This is a genomic window from Pseudomonas sp. LBUM1647, from assembly GCF_059716175.1.
The window spans coordinates 1,857,620-1,873,121 of record NZ_CP166809.1; the positions used below are offsets into that span (position 1 = coordinate 1,857,620).

Annotated in this window: 17 protein-coding genes; 5 read left to right on the top strand and 12 right to left on the bottom strand. The window is 61.1% G+C overall.

The annotated features are described in order from the left end of the window. Positions 1 to 66 precede the first annotated feature (66 nt). The 3 genes from dsbG to dsbD are packed head-to-tail and all read right to left on the bottom strand — an operon-like array spanning position 67 to position 3,415. A complete protein-coding gene (gene dsbG, locus ACA059_RS08415; protein WP_497633387.1) occupies positions 67 to 837 on the bottom strand; it encodes a thiol:disulfide interchange protein DsbG in 771 nt (256 codons plus the stop codon). Continuing rightward, positions 813 to 1,679: a TlpA family protein disulfide reductase gene (locus tag ACA059_RS08420; RefSeq protein WP_497633388.1), complete on the bottom strand. Its 867-nt coding sequence runs from the start codon at positions 1,677 to 1,679 to the stop codon at positions 813 to 815. Before ACA059_RS08420 ends, dsbG begins: the two co-directional genes overlap by 25 nt. Next, positions 1,679 to 3,415: a protein-disulfide reductase DsbD gene (gene dsbD / locus ACA059_RS08425; RefSeq protein ID WP_497633389.1), complete on the bottom strand. Its 1,737-nt coding sequence runs from the start codon at positions 3,413 to 3,415 to the stop codon at positions 1,679 to 1,681. The genes ACA059_RS08420 and dsbD overlap by 1 nt, the downstream gene beginning before the upstream one ends. A 153-nt stretch (positions 3,416 to 3,568) precedes the next feature. Between dsbD and ACA059_RS08430 the strand changes: the two genes are divergently transcribed. The 5 genes from ACA059_RS08430 (at position 3,569) to ACA059_RS08450 (ending at position 8,101) form a co-directional block, all read left to right on the top strand. Further along, a complete protein-coding gene (locus ACA059_RS08430) occupies positions 3,569 to 4,252 on the top strand; it encodes a response regulator (RefSeq protein WP_497633390.1) in 684 nt (227 codons plus the stop codon). Beyond that, positions 4,249 to 5,574 (top strand): ATP-binding protein, encoded by a 1,326-nt coding sequence (locus ACA059_RS08435; protein ID WP_497633391.1) that lies wholly within the window; start codon positions 4,249 to 4,251, stop codon positions 5,572 to 5,574. Before ACA059_RS08430 ends, ACA059_RS08435 begins: the two co-directional genes overlap by 4 nt. A 242-nt stretch (positions 5,575 to 5,816) precedes the next feature. Then, a complete protein-coding gene (locus ACA059_RS08440) occupies positions 5,817 to 6,302 on the top strand; it encodes a GNAT family N-acetyltransferase (RefSeq protein ID WP_497633392.1) in 486 nt (161 codons plus the stop codon). A 77-nt stretch (positions 6,303 to 6,379) separates the two neighbouring features. Beyond that, positions 6,380 to 7,792: an aspartate aminotransferase family protein gene (locus tag ACA059_RS08445; RefSeq protein ID WP_497633393.1), complete on the top strand. Its 1,413-nt coding sequence runs from the start codon at positions 6,380 to 6,382 to the stop codon at positions 7,790 to 7,792. Between the two features lie 81 nt (positions 7,793 to 7,873). Then, positions 7,874 to 8,101, top strand: a complete 228-nt coding sequence (locus tag ACA059_RS08450; RefSeq protein ID WP_008152757.1) for an MbtH family protein — start codon at positions 7,874 to 7,876, stop codon at positions 8,099 to 8,101. 158 nt (positions 8,102 to 8,259) lie between these two features. Here the strand turns inward: ACA059_RS08450 and ACA059_RS08455 are convergent, their stop codons facing one another. The 9 genes from ACA059_RS08455 to ACA059_RS08495 all read right to left on the bottom strand — a co-directional run bounded on the left by ACA059_RS08455 (position 8,260) and on the right by ACA059_RS08495 (position 15,356). Further along, positions 8,260 to 9,171: a metal ABC transporter substrate-binding protein gene (locus ACA059_RS08455; RefSeq protein WP_497633394.1), complete on the bottom strand. Its 912-nt coding sequence runs from the start codon at positions 9,169 to 9,171 to the stop codon at positions 8,260 to 8,262. Further along, on the bottom strand, positions 9,172 to 10,071 hold the full coding sequence (locus tag ACA059_RS08460; protein ID WP_497633395.1) for a metal ABC transporter permease: 900 nt from the start codon (positions 10,069 to 10,071) through the stop codon (positions 9,172 to 9,174). Further along, entirely contained in the window at positions 10,071 to 10,922 is an 852-nt protein-coding gene (locus ACA059_RS08465) for a metal ABC transporter ATP-binding protein (RefSeq protein ID WP_497633396.1), read from the bottom strand. The genes ACA059_RS08460 and ACA059_RS08465 overlap by 1 nt, the downstream gene beginning before the upstream one ends. Next, a complete protein-coding gene (locus ACA059_RS08470; protein WP_497633397.1) occupies positions 10,919 to 11,845 on the bottom strand; it encodes a metal ABC transporter substrate-binding protein in 927 nt (308 codons plus the stop codon). Before ACA059_RS08470 ends, ACA059_RS08465 begins: the two co-directional genes overlap by 4 nt. Before the next feature lie 35 nt (positions 11,846 to 11,880). Continuing rightward, positions 11,881 to 12,453, bottom strand: coding sequence for a DUF6162 family protein (locus ACA059_RS08475; protein WP_497633398.1), 573 nt, complete (start codon positions 12,451 to 12,453; stop codon positions 11,881 to 11,883). After that, positions 12,450 to 12,779 (bottom strand): hypothetical protein, encoded by a 330-nt coding sequence (locus tag ACA059_RS08480; RefSeq protein ID WP_429510747.1) that lies wholly within the window; start codon positions 12,777 to 12,779, stop codon positions 12,450 to 12,452. The genes ACA059_RS08475 and ACA059_RS08480 overlap by 4 nt, the downstream gene beginning before the upstream one ends. Beyond that, a complete protein-coding gene (locus tag ACA059_RS08485; protein ID WP_497633399.1) occupies positions 12,776 to 13,318 on the bottom strand; it encodes a PA2404 family protein in 543 nt (180 codons plus the stop codon). The genes ACA059_RS08480 and ACA059_RS08485 overlap by 4 nt, the downstream gene beginning before the upstream one ends. Then, a complete protein-coding gene (locus tag ACA059_RS08490; RefSeq protein ID WP_497633400.1) occupies positions 13,315 to 14,514 on the bottom strand; it encodes a PepSY-associated TM helix domain-containing protein in 1,200 nt (399 codons plus the stop codon). The genes ACA059_RS08485 and ACA059_RS08490 overlap by 4 nt, the downstream gene beginning before the upstream one ends. Before the next feature lie 383 nt (positions 14,515 to 14,897). Continuing rightward, the gene (locus ACA059_RS08495) at positions 14,898 to 15,356 is read right to left on the bottom strand and encodes a VOC family protein (RefSeq protein WP_497633401.1); all 459 of its coding nucleotides are present in this window, start codon (positions 15,354 to 15,356) and stop codon (positions 14,898 to 14,900) included. Positions 15,357 to 15,502 lie beyond the last annotated feature (146 nt).

The window sequence follows — 15,502 nt, forward strand, 5'->3', positions numbered from 1 at the left end:
GGCAGCTCCTACAGGAGGACGCGCACTCTGTAGGAGCTGCCGAAGGCTGCGATCTTTTGATCTTGCTTACTTAGGCCCGAGAATTTGCACCAACTTGTCCGGCGACGGCGCGCCTTGCTGTTGTTGCAGCTCGCCCTTGTCGTCCATGTAGAAAATCGCCGGGGTGGCCTGCAGCTCCAGGTCTTCCATCAACTGCATGTTGGCCGCCAGTTTCGCCTGAATCGCCGGGGGCACGTTTTTCAGGGCTTTTAGCGAGCTGTTCTTGCCGGACTTCTCATGGTCTTCCAGGGCTTTCTGCGGGTCCTTGGCGGCCAGCAGCGCAGCCGATTTCCCCGGACTGTCTTCGCGGATGATGCCGACCATGATGTGCCGCAGCTGCACCTTGCCAGCCTTGACCCATGGTCGCGCCTGTTCCCAGAACACGTTGCAATAAGGGCAGTTCGGATCGCTGAACAGGTACACGATCCGCGGTGCATCTTTCTTCCCGTCGCCGATCCAGTTGCTGGTTTCCATCTTGCCCCAGACTTCCTTGGACATCGGTGCGTAAACCAGCTTCTGCAACGGCGCGCTGCTCAGGTCGTTGCCGTCGGCATCGTACAGATTGCCGAGCAGCACGTGCTTGCCATCCGGGGTCAGGTACAACGCTAAGCCACGGTTTTGGTACTGCGCCGCATAACCGCGCAAGCCGTCGGGTGCGTCGAATTGGCCGACGATTTTCGCGCCCTTGGCTTCGATTTTCTTGATCGCTTCGGGTAATTCTTCGGCGGCCTGCACCGACGGTAGATGCAGCAGGGCAGCGCCCAGGGTCAACGTCAGCAGGTGGCGGAGGCGGGGCATGGCAGTTTCCTTGAAGAGGTGGCCGGTGCGGCAGGATTCGGGGTGTCGAAGTTTTCCAGGGCGCGGGCCAGGCTGGCTTCCGACAGCTCACCCAGATGGCTGCCCAGCAGGCGACCGTCGGGGCTATAGAACAGCGTAGTCGGCAACGCCATGGAGCCGACGGCCTGGCCCAATCGGCCACTGCCGTCGAACAGCACGTTGGACAGGCTCAGGCCCTGGGTTTCCAGAAAAGTACTGACGCTTTGCATGCTTTCAGCCTGATTGACGAACAGGAACGTCAGGTCCGGGCGGTGTTGCTGGGCGTTTTCCAGCACCGGCATTTCCCGACGGCACGGCGGACACCAGGTGGCCCAGAGATTGATCACCAACGGGCCGCCCTTATAGTCCGCCAATTGCACGGTTTCACCGGCGGCATTGCGCAGGGTAATTTCCGGCAGGCGTGTGCCTTGTTCGTAAAGGGTCAGGGAGAAGGTCGCCAGCAGCCAGAACGCCAGGCCGCTGGCCACGCCAAAGCCCAACGGCCGGCGCAAGCCCGGACGACGCCAGCCTCGATACAACGCGGCCAGCAGCAGTACGATCACGCCCGGCCAGGCGAGGAAACCGCCGTCGCGCAGGTCGATGATCTGCCAGAGGTCATCGCGATAGTGCGCCCAGTAAACGGCCACGAAGCCGACCCGGGCGGCCAGCATGCCCAGCAGGAACAGACTGAACAGCACCGACTCCGGATTCTCGCCGCCGCGCTTGGCCACCCGCCAGCCGATGAAGGTCGCCAGCGCCAGGGCGCTGATCAGCAGCAGGTGATTAAGCGCGATGGCAAAAGTGCCGAGGGTAAAGGTCAGCATTAACGGGCGTCTCGGGTAGTGGTCCAGCGTTGCAGGAAGGTGCCGGCATCGACCTCGCCGGTGATGCGCTGGCTGCGACGCTCGATGCCGTCGGCGCCGATCCACAACAGGCTCGGTGGCCCCGGCACTTTATAACGGCCGAGCAGTTCACGGCTGGCGGCATTGTCGGCGGTGACGTCCAGCCGTAGCAAGCGCACATCGCTCAAGGCTTGCAGTACGTGAGCTTTGCCGAACACCTGTTTTTCCATGACCTTGCACGACACGCACCAGTCGGCGTAGTAGTCCAGCAGCACCCACTGGCCTTGACCCTGGGCCGCGTCGAGCTCCCGTTGCAGAGCTGCCGGGTCCTTGATCGTGGTGAATGCGTCGTGGCCGACCGGGTTTGCGGCGCTGCTCGAGTTTGAAGCGCTGTAGACCTGCAATGGCTTCAACAAGTCGTCGCCGCCGCCGGCGGCACCGATCATCAGCAGGCTGCCCCACACACCCAGCAAGAGTGAGCTGGCGCCGAACACATGGGCTACGCGACTGAAACCTTCCGATTGCTTCCAGGCGCTGTACGCGGCAATCAGCAGCAAGGCACCGCACAAACCAATCCACAGTGATTCATCCAGCACCGGACGCAACATCATCAACGCGGTAGCGAGGAACAGGAAGCCGAACACACCTTTGAGCAGGTTCATCCATGCGCCGGGTTTGGGCAGGAAGCGATTGCCGACGGTGACCAACAACAGCAGCGGCACCCCGATGCCGATGCCCATGGCGAACAGAATCAGCCCGCCATGCAGCGCATTGCCGCTTTGAGCGATGTAGAGCAAGGCGCCCGCCAGCGGGGCGGTCATGCACGGGCCCACCAGCAAACCGGACAAGGCCCCCAACACACCGGCGCCGAACAGGCTGCCGCCGCGCTGATTGCGCGAGACGTTTTCCAAACGATCACGCACGGCCACCGGTAGTTGCAGCTCGAAGAAACCGAACATCGGCAACGCCAGCAACACAAACACAGCCGCGAAACTGCCCAGCAACCAAGGGTTCTGCAGCAAAGCCTGAAGGTTCGCGCCCAGCAGCGCCGCCAGAACGCCCATCGCCGCATACACCAGCGCCATGCTCACGACGTAGCTGGTGGCCAAGGCGAAACCGCGCTTGGGCGTGGCGCCACTGCCGACGATCAATCCGCCCAGAATCGGCAGCATCGGCAGCGAGCAAGGCGTGAAGGCCAGCAACAGACCCAGACCAAAGAACACCAGCAAGCTCCAGCCCAGCGCCCGTTGTTGCAGGCCGCTGGCCAGGGCTTGGTCCGGTGCTTCGTTTGTCGCAGCGATAGCGGATGTGCCGCCCAGATCAACGACCTGAGTTTGCGGCGGATAACACAAACCGGCGTCGGCACAGCCCTGGAAGCCCACTTTGATTTGCCCCGTGGCGCCAGCCGGGATCTTCAGTTCCAGGCCTTGGCGATAGACCTGCTGTTCGCCGAAGAACTCATCGCTGTGCGACTCTCCATCAGGCAAGGCAGGTTTGTGTTCCGCGGGCAAGCCATCGAATTTCAGGCGTTGCTGGTAAAGGTAATAACCGTCGGCGATCTGCCAATAGAGTTGGGTCTCACCGGATTCAAGACGTTCGGAGGTGAAGATGAACGCCTTACCGACGGGAAGAAAATCGGGTTTTGTCGCGAACGGATCAGTCCCTGCCTGGGCCGCACCCGAGATCAAGAGAACCAAAAATAGAAACAGTCGACGCATGGGTAAGCCTTATCCCTGTGCAAGTGAGATGCAGGATGGGAGGCGGCGATTAACCGATGATTAACCACAGTGGCCTTGTGGCAATGGCGCTTGCGGCATAATGTCCGCTTAATCGGCCACCGGCCTAATCACCTTTTTTCAACAGGTCTCACCATGCACGTACTGGTTTGCGAAGACGACGAGTTGATCGCCAGCGGCATTGTCGCCGGCCTCACCGCTCAGGGCCTGACGGTAGAGCATGTCGCCACCGCATCGTCTGCCCGGGCGATGCTCAAGGTCGCCGAGTTCGATGTGATGGTGCTCGACCTCGGTCTGCCCGATGAAGACGGTTTGAAGCTGCTGCAGCAGTTGCGACACAGCGGTCTGGAAATCCCGGTGTTGATTCTTACCGCCCGGGATTCAGTCACCGACCGCGTCGACGGCTTGCAAGCCGGCGCTGACGATTACTTGCTCAAGCCTTTCGACCTGCGCGAACTCGCAGCGCGCCTGCATACCCTGCTGCGACGGGTGGCGGGGCGCAGTGTCAACCTGATCGAGCACGGTCGCCTGACTTACGACCCAAGCAGCCGCGAAACCATGCTCGGCGGCCAGCCGGTGGACCTTTCCCGTCGTGAGCAGTCGCTGTTGCAGGCCTTGCTGCATAACCGGGGCCGGGTGCTGTCCACCGAGCAACTGAAAGACAGCGTTTATGGTTTTAACGATGAGCTGGAAAGCAACGCGCTCAATGTGCATATCCATCACCTGCGGCGCAAACTCGGCAATAGCATTGTCGAGACGGTGCGCGGCCTGGGCTATCGTCTGGGGCCGGCCGATGGCGGAGAGGAATTGAAAAAGTGATGAGCCTGCGTTTGCGCCTGAGCCTGACACTCGGCGCCGCTTTTGCCCTGATCTGGGCCTTGGCTGCGGCCTGGATGCTCAGCGACCTGCGCAATCAGATGATGTTTTCCCTCGACCAGCGGCTGGTGGCGTCGGCACGCATGGTCGCCGGCCTGATGGAGCAATTGCCGGCGTTGCCGAGCAAGGGTGAGGGCACCCATTTCAGCGCTGAACAACTGAACCTTCCCGGCGGCATGGCCTGCCAGGTCAGTTCATTGCGCGGCGAAATCCTCGCCCGCAGTCACACCGATCCGCAACAAACCCTGGAAGCCGAGAAAATGGGCTTTCACGACCAGATGATCGACGGCGCACCGTGGCGCAGTTTCACCCTGGCCCGCGGCGACGTGCGCATCACCACCGCCGACCGGCAGATCGAGCGTGAGGCGCTGAACATGTCGATTCTGCTGGCGGCTTCGGTGCCGGTGGGCGTGGCGTTGCTCGGCTGCCTGTGCCTGCTGTGGCTGGGGATCGGCCAGGGGCTGGCGCCGCTGAATCGCATGCGCGATGCCTTGATGCGCCGCAGCGCCGATTCTCTCGAACCCTTGCAAATCCAGCCGCTGCCCAGCGAACTGCAACCGTTGCTGGACACCCAGAATCAGTTGTTCCAGCGCATCGGCAAGACCATCGAACGGGAACGCCGTCTGACCGGTGACGCCGCCCATGAATTGCGCAGCCCGCTGACGGCGATCAAGACCCACCTGCAAGTGGCGCGCATGACCGACGGCGCGGCCCGGGATCAATCCCTGGCCCGGGCCGAAGAGGGCGCCGATCGCCTGCACCGGACCCTTGAGCAATTGTTGTTGCTCGCGAGGGTCGAGGGCAGTCTGTCGTTCGATGATGGCGTGCAATGCAGCGCCGAGCAGGTGGCGAAACTGGCGATTCAGGACGCTGCCAGCGGTGATCGTCAGCGGATCAAATTTCAGATGCCGCCGAAAATCTCTCACGCCCCGGTGCAAATGCCCGCGGTGCTGTCGATTGCCGCGCTGCGCAACCTGCTGGACAACGCGCTGCGGCATACCCCGGGCGACGGCGCGGTGGAGTTGAGCCTGCAAACCACCGGCAACCGCGTGCAGTTTGTGGTTCGCGACCATGGGCCGGGCATTGCCGAAGACGATCTGCAACATTTGACTCAACGCTTCTGGCGCAACGGCCAGAGCACCGGCTGCGGTCTGGGTCTGGCGATTGTCCAGGCGATCGTCCAACGCTGCGGTTGTACGTTGCATTTCGACAGTCGGCCGGATGGGTTGCGGGTTGAGCTGACGATGCCGTTGCAACCTATCTAACAAACACCACGAACCCCTGTAGGAGCTGTCGAGTGAAACGAGGCTGCGATCTTTTGATTTTGCTTTTGATCTCGAGTGAGTCCGGAGAAAAAATCAAAAGATCGCAGCCTCGTTTCACTCGACAGCTCCTACAGTGAATCTGTGTTGCACATCAAATGTAACTTCTCTCCATTGGCATTCGAGCCGTTACCGGCGCTATCGTCCCCGGCAGCTTTTTCTCAATGGATTGAGGTAACAGCGCCATGGATGCACCCCTACACATTTGCAAGGCAACCCCCGCCGACGCCGGCATCATCAGCCGGATCGTCGAGCGATCCATTCGCGTGGGTTGCGCGCTCGACCATCGCAACGATCCGCTAACCGTCGCCACCTGGACCCACAACAAAACCATCGAACACGTGCAGCCCTGGCTGACCGACCCGCGGTTGTACCTGAACATCGCCCTGTTGCAGGACAAACCGGTCGGCGTCGCGATGGCGGCGATCAGCGGCAAGGTCGCGTTTTGTTACGTGCAACCGGAATGGTTTCGTCGCGGGGCCGGGCAAGCGCTGGTGCGCGACCTCGAAGCCTGGATGACCGATCAGGGTTTGCGCCAGGCACGACTCAACAGCACCCGCACCAGTGAAGCGTTTTACCGTCATCTGGGTTACCAGCCTTGCGCCGAAACCTTCGCCGTAGCCGGGCTCCACGCCATTCCCATGCACAAAGCGCTGACACCCCCTTCATAGAAAGCTGATCGAGGGTCTAAATCCTCGGCGCCCTGATGCGTTTCCAGAACAGGAAAACCTTATTGAGGGGTCGAGAGATGTCAGTCGCTACCAGCCTTATGGAAGATCAGTCGGCCCGGATCACTCCGGCGCCGACCGAGACGCTTTATCAGTTCAACGAATCGCCGCTGCTGTCCCGTCAAAATCAGCAGGAATCGAATGCCCGCAGCTATCCGCGACGCATTCCCCTGGCCCTCAAACGTGCCAAGGGCATTTATGTCGAAGACGTCGAAGGCCGCCGTTTCATCGACTGCCTGGCCGGCGCAGGGACGTTGGCTCTTGGGCACAACCATCCGGTGGTAATCGAAGCGATCCAGCAAGTGCTGACCGATGAACTGCCACTGCACACCCTCGACCTGACCACCCCGGTCAAGGATCAGTTCGTTCAGGACCTGTTCGGTTTGCTGCCGCCGGCGTTGGCCTCTGAAGCCAAGATCCAGTTCTGCGGCCCGACCGGCACCGACGCGGTGGAAGCCGCGCTGAAACTGGTACGCACCGCCACCGGACGCAGCACCGTGCTGTCGTTTCAGGGTGGTTATCACGGCATGAGCCAGGGCGCGCTGAGCCTGATGGGCAGTCTGGGGCCGAAGAAACCCTTGGGCGCCTTGCTCAGCAGCGGCGTGCAGTTCATGCCGTATCCCTACGATTACCGCTGCCCGTTCGGGCTCGGCGGCGCGCAAGGTGTGAAGGTCAATCTCAACTACCTGGAAAACCTGCTCAATGATCCAGAAGCCGGCGTGCAATTACCCGCAGCGGTGATCGTTGAAGTGGTGCAAGGCGAGGGTGGGGTGATCCCGGCCGATCTCGACTGGCTGCGTGGCTTGCGGCGGATTACCGAAAAGGCTGGTGTCGCGCTGATCGTCGACGAGATTCAGAGCGGTTTTGCCCGCACCGGCAAGATGTTCGCCTTCGAGCACGCCGGGATCATTCCCGACGTGGTGGTCATGTCCAAAGCCATCGGCGGCAGTTTGCCGCTGGCGGTGGTGGTCTATCGCGACTGGCTCGACACCTGGCTGCCGGGCGCCCATGCCGGAACCTTCCGCGGCAATCAGATGGCCATGGCCGCAGGTTCTGCGGTGATGCGTTACCTGACCGAACACAAGGTCTGCGAGCACGCTGCCGCCATGGGCGAACGCTTGAGCGAACACCTGCGCATCCTGCAACGGGACTTCCCGCAGCTGGGTGATATTCGCGGTCGCGGCTTGATGCTGGGTGTTGAACTGGTCGATCCATCTGGCGAGCCGGATGCGCAAGGTCATCCACCTATATTCGGCCGTCTGGCGCCGCTGGTGCAGCGTGAATGCCTCAAGCGCGGTTTGATCCTCGAACTGGGCGGCCGTCATGGCGGCGTGGTGCGTTTCCTGCCGCCACTGGTGATCACGGCGGCGGAAATCGATCGGGTAGCCGAGATTTTCGGCAGGGCCATGGCTGCTGCCACCGCCAGCCTCTAAATTTCTCAGCCTCTGACACGTTCCTTCTACATAACGGCTGCGCACGCAGTGCAGCCCACCCTACAACGATGGAGAAACACCATGACTTCAGTATTCGACCGCGAGGACATCCTCTTTCAGGTCGTGGTCAACCACGAAGAGCAGTACTCGATCTGGCCCGACTACAAAGCCGTGCCTGCAGGCTGGCGCACAGTGGGCAAGAGTGGCCTGAAAAAGGAATGCCTGGCTTACATCGAAGAAACTTGGACTGACATGCGTCCGCTGAGCCTGCGCCAGAAGATGGAAGAACAGGCGGCTGTGGCTCACTGAGTCACCGCGCAAAAAGAAGCCCGCTGAACCGGTAAGGTCAGCGGGCTTTTTGTTGAGCATTAAAAGATCGCAGCCTCGTTGCACTCGACAGCTCCTACAAGGGATTCGCGAAAACCTGTAGGAGCTGTCGAGTGAAACGAGGCTGCGATCTTTTGATCTTAGGCCGATGGCTTGCCGCTCAACCCCTTGATCAGCAAATCCACATTCCCCTCCAGCTCGGTCACCGGATCCGCCGCATCCACACTCAACACCACCAACCGACTCCCTGCCTCGGCAATCACCGCTTTCACCGCCTCCGACGGTTGTCGATGATGCAACACCACCGCCACGTCATTGTCCTTGAGCGTCGCACCCAATTGCTTGAGCGCTTCAGGTGTCCACTCGGCATCCGGCCGCGCATCGAGGCCGATCAGCTCCAGGTTGAGGCCGCCAACCAGATAGCCAAAGTGATCGCTCAGGCTCATCACGCTGAGGTTGTCGGCACTGGCCAGCCGCGCTTCGCTATCGGCGCTGAACTTGAGCAAGCGCTGTTTGAGCGCCGCCAGGTTGGCCTCGATCTTCGGCTTGGCCTCGGGCGCCAGGCGCACCAGGTCCGCCGCCATGACGTCCGCCATCCGCCCCATGTTGTTGCTGGAAAACCACGGCTGACTGTTCAACCCATCGACCTTGTTGCCAGGCTGCACGGCGATGCCGGGCAGAGCGCCGTCCACCGGGCGCGCGGCGTCGACTTCGACGATGCGGATGTTGCTACGCCGGGAGATCGGGTAAAGCGGATCATCCGCCCACAGCGAGCGCAGACCAATCACTGCATCGGCGTCGGTCGCCAGTTTGGCCAGCGCCGGAGCACCACGACCTGTGAAGTACGCGGTCTGACGGCTGCCGGGCAGGTTCGCCGGCGCGGCACGTTCAAGGTTGACGTCGGTGCCTTTGAGCAAGACTTCACCCAGACCATAAGTGATCGGCAAGGACGCCAGCACGCGCAGCGGTTTGGCGCTGTCAGCTGCAAAGGTTGTGTTGACCAGCCCGCACAAGGCTACGGCCAGGGTCAGTTGACGCAGAGAGAAAGACATTTATCCGAGATTCCCTTTCAGACTGGGGACAACGCCACGCGCAATGGCGGCGAGAGCGAAGGCGATACCGGCCACCAGAATGATCGCGGCGCCGGACGGGATAGGCAGGTCGAAGACAATCGGCGCGAGAATCCCGAACAGCGTGCTGACCGTGGCGATCAGCACCGAGCACCAGAAGAAGCCCTTCAGCGACTGACTCAGCAATCGCGCAGCTGCCGCCGGAATCACCAGCAGAGCACCGACCAGAATCGCGCCGATGACTTTCACCGCCGCTACGGTGATCAGGGTCACCAGAATCACAAACAGATAATCCAGCGTCTTCACTGCCACGCCACGCACGGCCGCCAGTTGCGGATTGAAACTGGCCAGCATGATGCGGTTGTACAGCGGCAAGGCCAACGCCATGACCAGCGAACCGACGATGGCCAACACCAGCAAGTCATTGCCGTTCACCGTCAACACCGAACCGAACAGCACGTTTTCCAGGATGTGCACGTTGATCATGCCCGCCAGAATCAGCAGCAGACTGGCACCCAGCGCCAACGACACCGACAGAAACACACCGATCAACGTATCCGGCGCCAGCCCCGTGCGGTTGCGCAGGTAGTTCAGCAAGATGCCGAACAACAAGCAGTAGCCGAACAGACTGCCGTAAGGCCCGGTGTACGGTTCGCCCAGCAGAATGCCAATGGCCACGCCGGTCAACGCCGCGTGGCCTACCGCTTCAGAGAAAAATGCGAAACGCTTGACCACCACCAACGTACCCAAACCGCCCAGCACTGGGCCGATCAGCAAGCCGGCGAGCAACGCGTTGACCACAAATCCATAGGCCAGCGCCTCGGGCAGATAACCCGACGAGGCCCAGCCCTGGACCATCAAACGAAAGGCTTCGTAACTCATCAGGCAACGCTCCGTGGATGGGTCGAAAACAGGGTCAGCAATCGCTCCGGAGTCAGTGCCTGTTTCGGCGTGGCATCGAACAGCACCCGGCGATTAAGCCCTGTGACCCGATCCGCCAGACGACCCACGGCTTCCAGATCATGCTCGATCCACAGCACGGTGATGCCGCTCTGGCGCCAGTCACCGAGCAGCCGTTCGAACACCTGAATTCCCGCCTCATCCAAAGCCGACATCGGTTCATCCAACACCAACAATTGCGGCGCCGGAATCAGACCCTGGGCCAGCAACACCCGCTGGCGTTCACCGCCCGACAACGCACCCATGCGCCGCTTGCGTTTGTCCTGCATACCGACCCGTTCCAGCGCTTCGCCAATCGCGGCGGCGTAGTGCTTGCTCAATCCGAGGAACGCCGGACGCCGCTGGCACATCGCGGCCATGAAATCATCGACGGTCATCGGCAAACCCCGATCGAATTCCAGGGCTTGAGGCACGTAGCCGATGGTTCCCGGTGTGCCGGGCCATTGCAGACTCAAGCGACCCTGATGCGGCATCTGCCCGAGCAAGGTCTTGATCAGCGAACTTTTGCCGCCGCCGTTGGGGCCGACCAGCGCATGCACGCTGCCGGGCTGGACCTGAAAAGTGACGTTGTCGAGGATCGTCGTGCGACCCAGCGTCAGGCTGACCTCCGCAAAATCCAGCGTCGGCCCGCAAACCTGTGGGAGTGACGGTGCGACGATTCGACTTGCTCGCGAAGAGGGAGTGTCAGTCGACATCAATGTTGACTGACCCGCCGCTTTCGCGAGCAAGCCCGCTCCCACAGGGGATTCGCTGATGGTTTCTTTTGCAGTCATGCGCCCGACTCCTGAATCGCCCGGACCACCGTGTTGAGGTTGCCGGTCATTTCTTTTTCGTACTTGTCGGCGTTGTACTCGCCATAGGAAATGTGCGACAGCGGGTACAGCTTCACCCCGGATTCACGCTGGATGGTGTCGACGTAGGTGGACGGGAAATCCATCTCCGAGAAGATCACTTTCACGTCCAGTTCGCGCAGTTGATCGATGGTCTTTTTCAGCTGACTCGGGCTCGGCTCGATGCCGTGGGCCGGTTCGACCACGGCGGTCACTTCCAGGCCGAATTCGCGCAGCAAATAATCGTAAGCCGCGTGAACCGTGGCCACTCGCAGTTCGGCGTTCGGTGCCTGGGTCAGCTTCGCCAGGGCATCAGCGCGCATCTGCCGCAGGCGTTTGCCGTAGGCGCGGGCGTTCTGGGTGTAGGTCTTGGCGTTGGCTGGATCGAGCTTGCCCAGTTCCCGGGCGATGTTGTTGACCTGGGCAATCGAGGCGCTGATCGACAGGAACGTATGCGGGTTGACGACCTTGCCGGCACCACGAGCGGCAGTACCGGTGGCGGCCAGCAACGGCACGTTTTCGTTGGCTTCGATCACCGAGATGTTCGGGGTTTCGCTGGCAGCGATCATGCGGTCGGCAAAGTCGTCATGGCCGACGCCGTTGAGCACGACCACGTCCAGACCGCTGATGCGCTTGATGTCTTCGGCGCGTGGCTCGTAGGCATGCGGGTTGAAGCCGGCCGGAATCAGCGGCACCACCTCGGCCTTGTCACCGACGATGTTCGCCACGTAGCTGTAATAAGGGTGCAGGGTGATGCCGATGCGCAGGCGCTTGGCCTCGTCGGCACTGGCCAGCGGGGTCAGCAGACAAGCCAGTAAGCCGACCAACATCAGGCGCAAGAAAGAACGTTGAGATGAAATAGGCATGGGAAAGCGGTCTTCTCTCGGGTGAAGGCGAGGGTTCAGTGCCGGTGCTGGCGGGTCACGCCGGCATCGAATTGCGCGACGATCTGCTGCCAGCCGGCGCTTTCCAGCGCGGCGTCGGTAAGGTCGGTTGGGGCCGCGAGGGCTTTGCCGCGGTTGAGCCAGACGTCCGGAGCATCGTCGTCAGCGGTCAAGCGCATCAGAAACGAACCCGCCACGGTGGGCGTCTGGCTCTGGCCGAAGTAAGCCTTGGCGTCGAGCAATTGCCAGGCATGACCGCCGCGGCTGACGGAACTGGCGTCCTGGGCGAACGGCGCAAAACCCTCATCGGCGAGGGCTGCGGGGGCGGGCAGGGCCTGTTGCTCCTGACGCAGCAGGTGAATTTCGTCGAGCGTCACCCGCAGGTCGGCGTAGATGCCTTGCTCGGACGCGCTCAAGTCACGGCGGGCATCCAGTTGATGGCTGCCAACGCTGCTGACTTCCTGAGACTCTCCGCGCCAGGCGACCACCGAGCCGGCAACCGCGAGGATCATCAGGCATAACAGCAACACATAGAGGGTTTCATGGCCGGCACCGGCCGGGCGGACGACTTGCGTGGTTGGTGTACTCATGGGGCTTCGATGTCCGCTTGATCGATCTCGACGACGTGGCCGGGACCGGCATCGAACAGCACGTAGAACTCGGCGCCGGGCTTCTTGAAAGTCAGGGTCGAATCGGCGCCGAGCTTGCCCGGCACCAGGATGGTTTCGTCGTAGCCGATCACGTCCAGGGTCACCCCCGGCGCGCCGCTGCCGTCGGAGAAACCGCCGGTGCATTTGATCTGCTCGGCGTCGATGGCTTTGCATTCGCACATCGGGTTGTGGGCCAGGGCGCTGGCGCTGAAACCGGCGCAGAGCACCAGCAGCGCGGCGCTCAGAGGACGTATAACGTTGATCATGGTTTGCCTCCTTGTTGGTTCAGCCAGGCGAGGGTGACCGGGGATGCCTGGCTCAGGGGGATGGAGGCCTGATGCATTGCGCCATCCCAGCCTTCCATGGTGATCCACAGCTCGGCGTCGGCTTTGGTTTTCTCGGAGATCGGCAACATCGCGCCCATGCGGTACGGCGTGCCGAAGAAAATCACCCCGGCAGCGCGCAGGCTGCGCGGTTTGCCAATGCGCAGGTACGTCGCCTTGACCTGATCGCGGCAGCTGTCGCACAGCGCCGCGTTGAAGTTCTTCATGTAACCGGCCGGGCCATCGAGCCTCGGTGCTTCGTTGCGCAACTCGGCCAGGCGCAGGCTCCAGGGCCCTACCTGAACCTCGCCGATTTCCCGCTCACCCAGGCCGGTGTCACCGCGAAACAGCGCGGCGTCGGCGAAGTACTTGGGCATGAACCCCAGCGGCACCAGCAACAGCAGAACGTTGATGTGGAAGCGCCATTTGTGCCAGAAACGGCTCAGTTTCGAAGCCGGTTTATCAGCGATGAACAGACTCATTGGCTGACCTCCGTGGTTTCATGGCTCGCGGCCGGAGCCGTCTCACTGCGCGGGCGTTTGTTGCTGCGTTTGAGGGCATTGGCCGTGGCGAGGGCGGTACGCTTGGTCCAGATCAACAGGCCGCTGAGGACCATCATGCTCAGGATCAGGCCGAAGATGAACCAGATCAGTTTGATCCAGATGCCGCCGAAATCCCCGGTGTGCAGCGGACGCATGGATTCGGTCACCAGCTCCAGGCCGGAACGGTCCGACAACAGGCGGGTGGCGGCGATGTCACCGGTATACGGGTTGATGTCCGCGGTCTGGAACATCAGCGGATACCAACTGCGTCCGCCTACCGAGAGGTAGCTATAGGCATTGGCGGGCAGGCTGACAAAGCTGTCGTCCAGTCCGGGAATACGTTCCTTGGCTTCGCGGATCGCCGTCTCCAGGCTGATCATCGGCGCCGGCGAACCGTCGGCAGTCAGCGGGACACTTTCACGCGGAGCCACGGCCGCCACCGGCGCGGTGGAAATCGAAATCTGGTTGTCGAACATGAACGCCTGAATCAGGAACCAGGTGCTGGTGATGGAAATCACCGCGATAAACCAGATCGACCAGATGCCGCTGAGGCGGTGAAAGTCGCCCCAGAAAATCCGCGCACCGTGACGAATGCGTAAAGTCGGTCGCAAGAATCCTTTCCAGAAGCGCTTGTAGACCACCAGCCCGGTGACCAACGAAGCCAGCAGCGGCAAGCTCAGGAATGACACTAGGTACCAGCCCCAGCTGTAACCGTTGGTGAACGGCACCAGCCACCAACCATGCAGTGCGCGGGTAAACGCCTTGAAATTGAATTGCGGGGCAGTGCCCTGAATGACGCCGCTGTAGGGGTTGACGTAAACCGTCACCGAGCGACCGTCGGGGTAGCTGACGTCCACGTCGAGGGCGAAGTGCGATTCATCGGGCCGACTGATGCCTTCGACCAGCGTGTTCGGCTCCGCTTTTTTGATCGCGGCAATGATCTGGTCATAGCTGAGCAGTGGCGCATGGTCCGAGGGTTGGCTGGCGCGCATTTGCGGGTTGGCCAGCCAGACGATTTCCTGGCTGACCACCGCCAGGGTGCCGGTTACACAGACGATCAGCACGAAAAACCAGATCGGCAATGCCAGCCAGCTATGGACCAGAAACCAGAGTTTTGAACGGGATTTCTTCGACATGATTAAAGGTCTTGTTTCGATGGGAGGGCCTCTGCTGCGGGCTTCCCAGCGATGAGGTCCATGAAAGGCCGGCCGTGGCTTTTGCCTACGCGGGCCGACTGCATCTAAATAAGACGGATGAGCATCGAAAATCCCGAAGGGGGATATGAAAGAAAATGTTTCGTATTGCAATGAAGCCTGCCCTCTGTGGGAGCGAGCCTGCTCGCGATAGCGCTTTGACATTCAGCATTGAAGTTGACTGACCCAACGCCATCGCGAGCAGGCTCGCTCCCACAGGTGATCTTGGGTGTTCACAAATAATGTGTTCGCAGAAGATCCCATGTGGGAGCGAGCTTGCTCCGGGCGGCGTTCCGACGATGAGGCCAGATCAGGCCCCAAAGATTTCAACCCTGTTTAAACATCTCCCGCGCCCGCTGCTCAATCTGCTCCTGCGTCAGATCCTCCTTGCGCGTGGCCAGAAACCACAGATGCCCATAGGGATCCTTCAAGGTCCCCGAACGGTCGCCATAAAACTGATCCTTGACCTCGGAAACCACCGTGCCACCAGCGGCAATCGCCTGTTTATACGACTTGTCCACATCGTTCACATACAGATGCAGCCCTACGGACGGCGACTTGTCCGGATTGCTCAGCGGACCCTGATCGCAAGGCGTGCCAAGCATGATCGGGCAATCGCCGATACGCAGTTCGGCGTGGCCGATGCCGCCATCGGGCATGGACAGGCGCATGACTTCGGTGGCGCCAAAGGCTTTCTTGTAGAACTCGATGGCTTCGGCCGCTTTTTGAATGCCCAGATATGGGGTGATGCTGTGATAACCCTCTGGAATGGGTTTGACGCTCATGATGGTTCTCCCTGTTTTTTGTTTTGGGATGAAGGTGGTCCTTCGCCGATTTCCAACCTATGAAGAGTAGTAGGAGCTGCCGAAGGCTGCGATCTTTTGACCTTGGCAGCGGTGCGGCCGACGAAAAATCAAGTTCAAAAGATCGC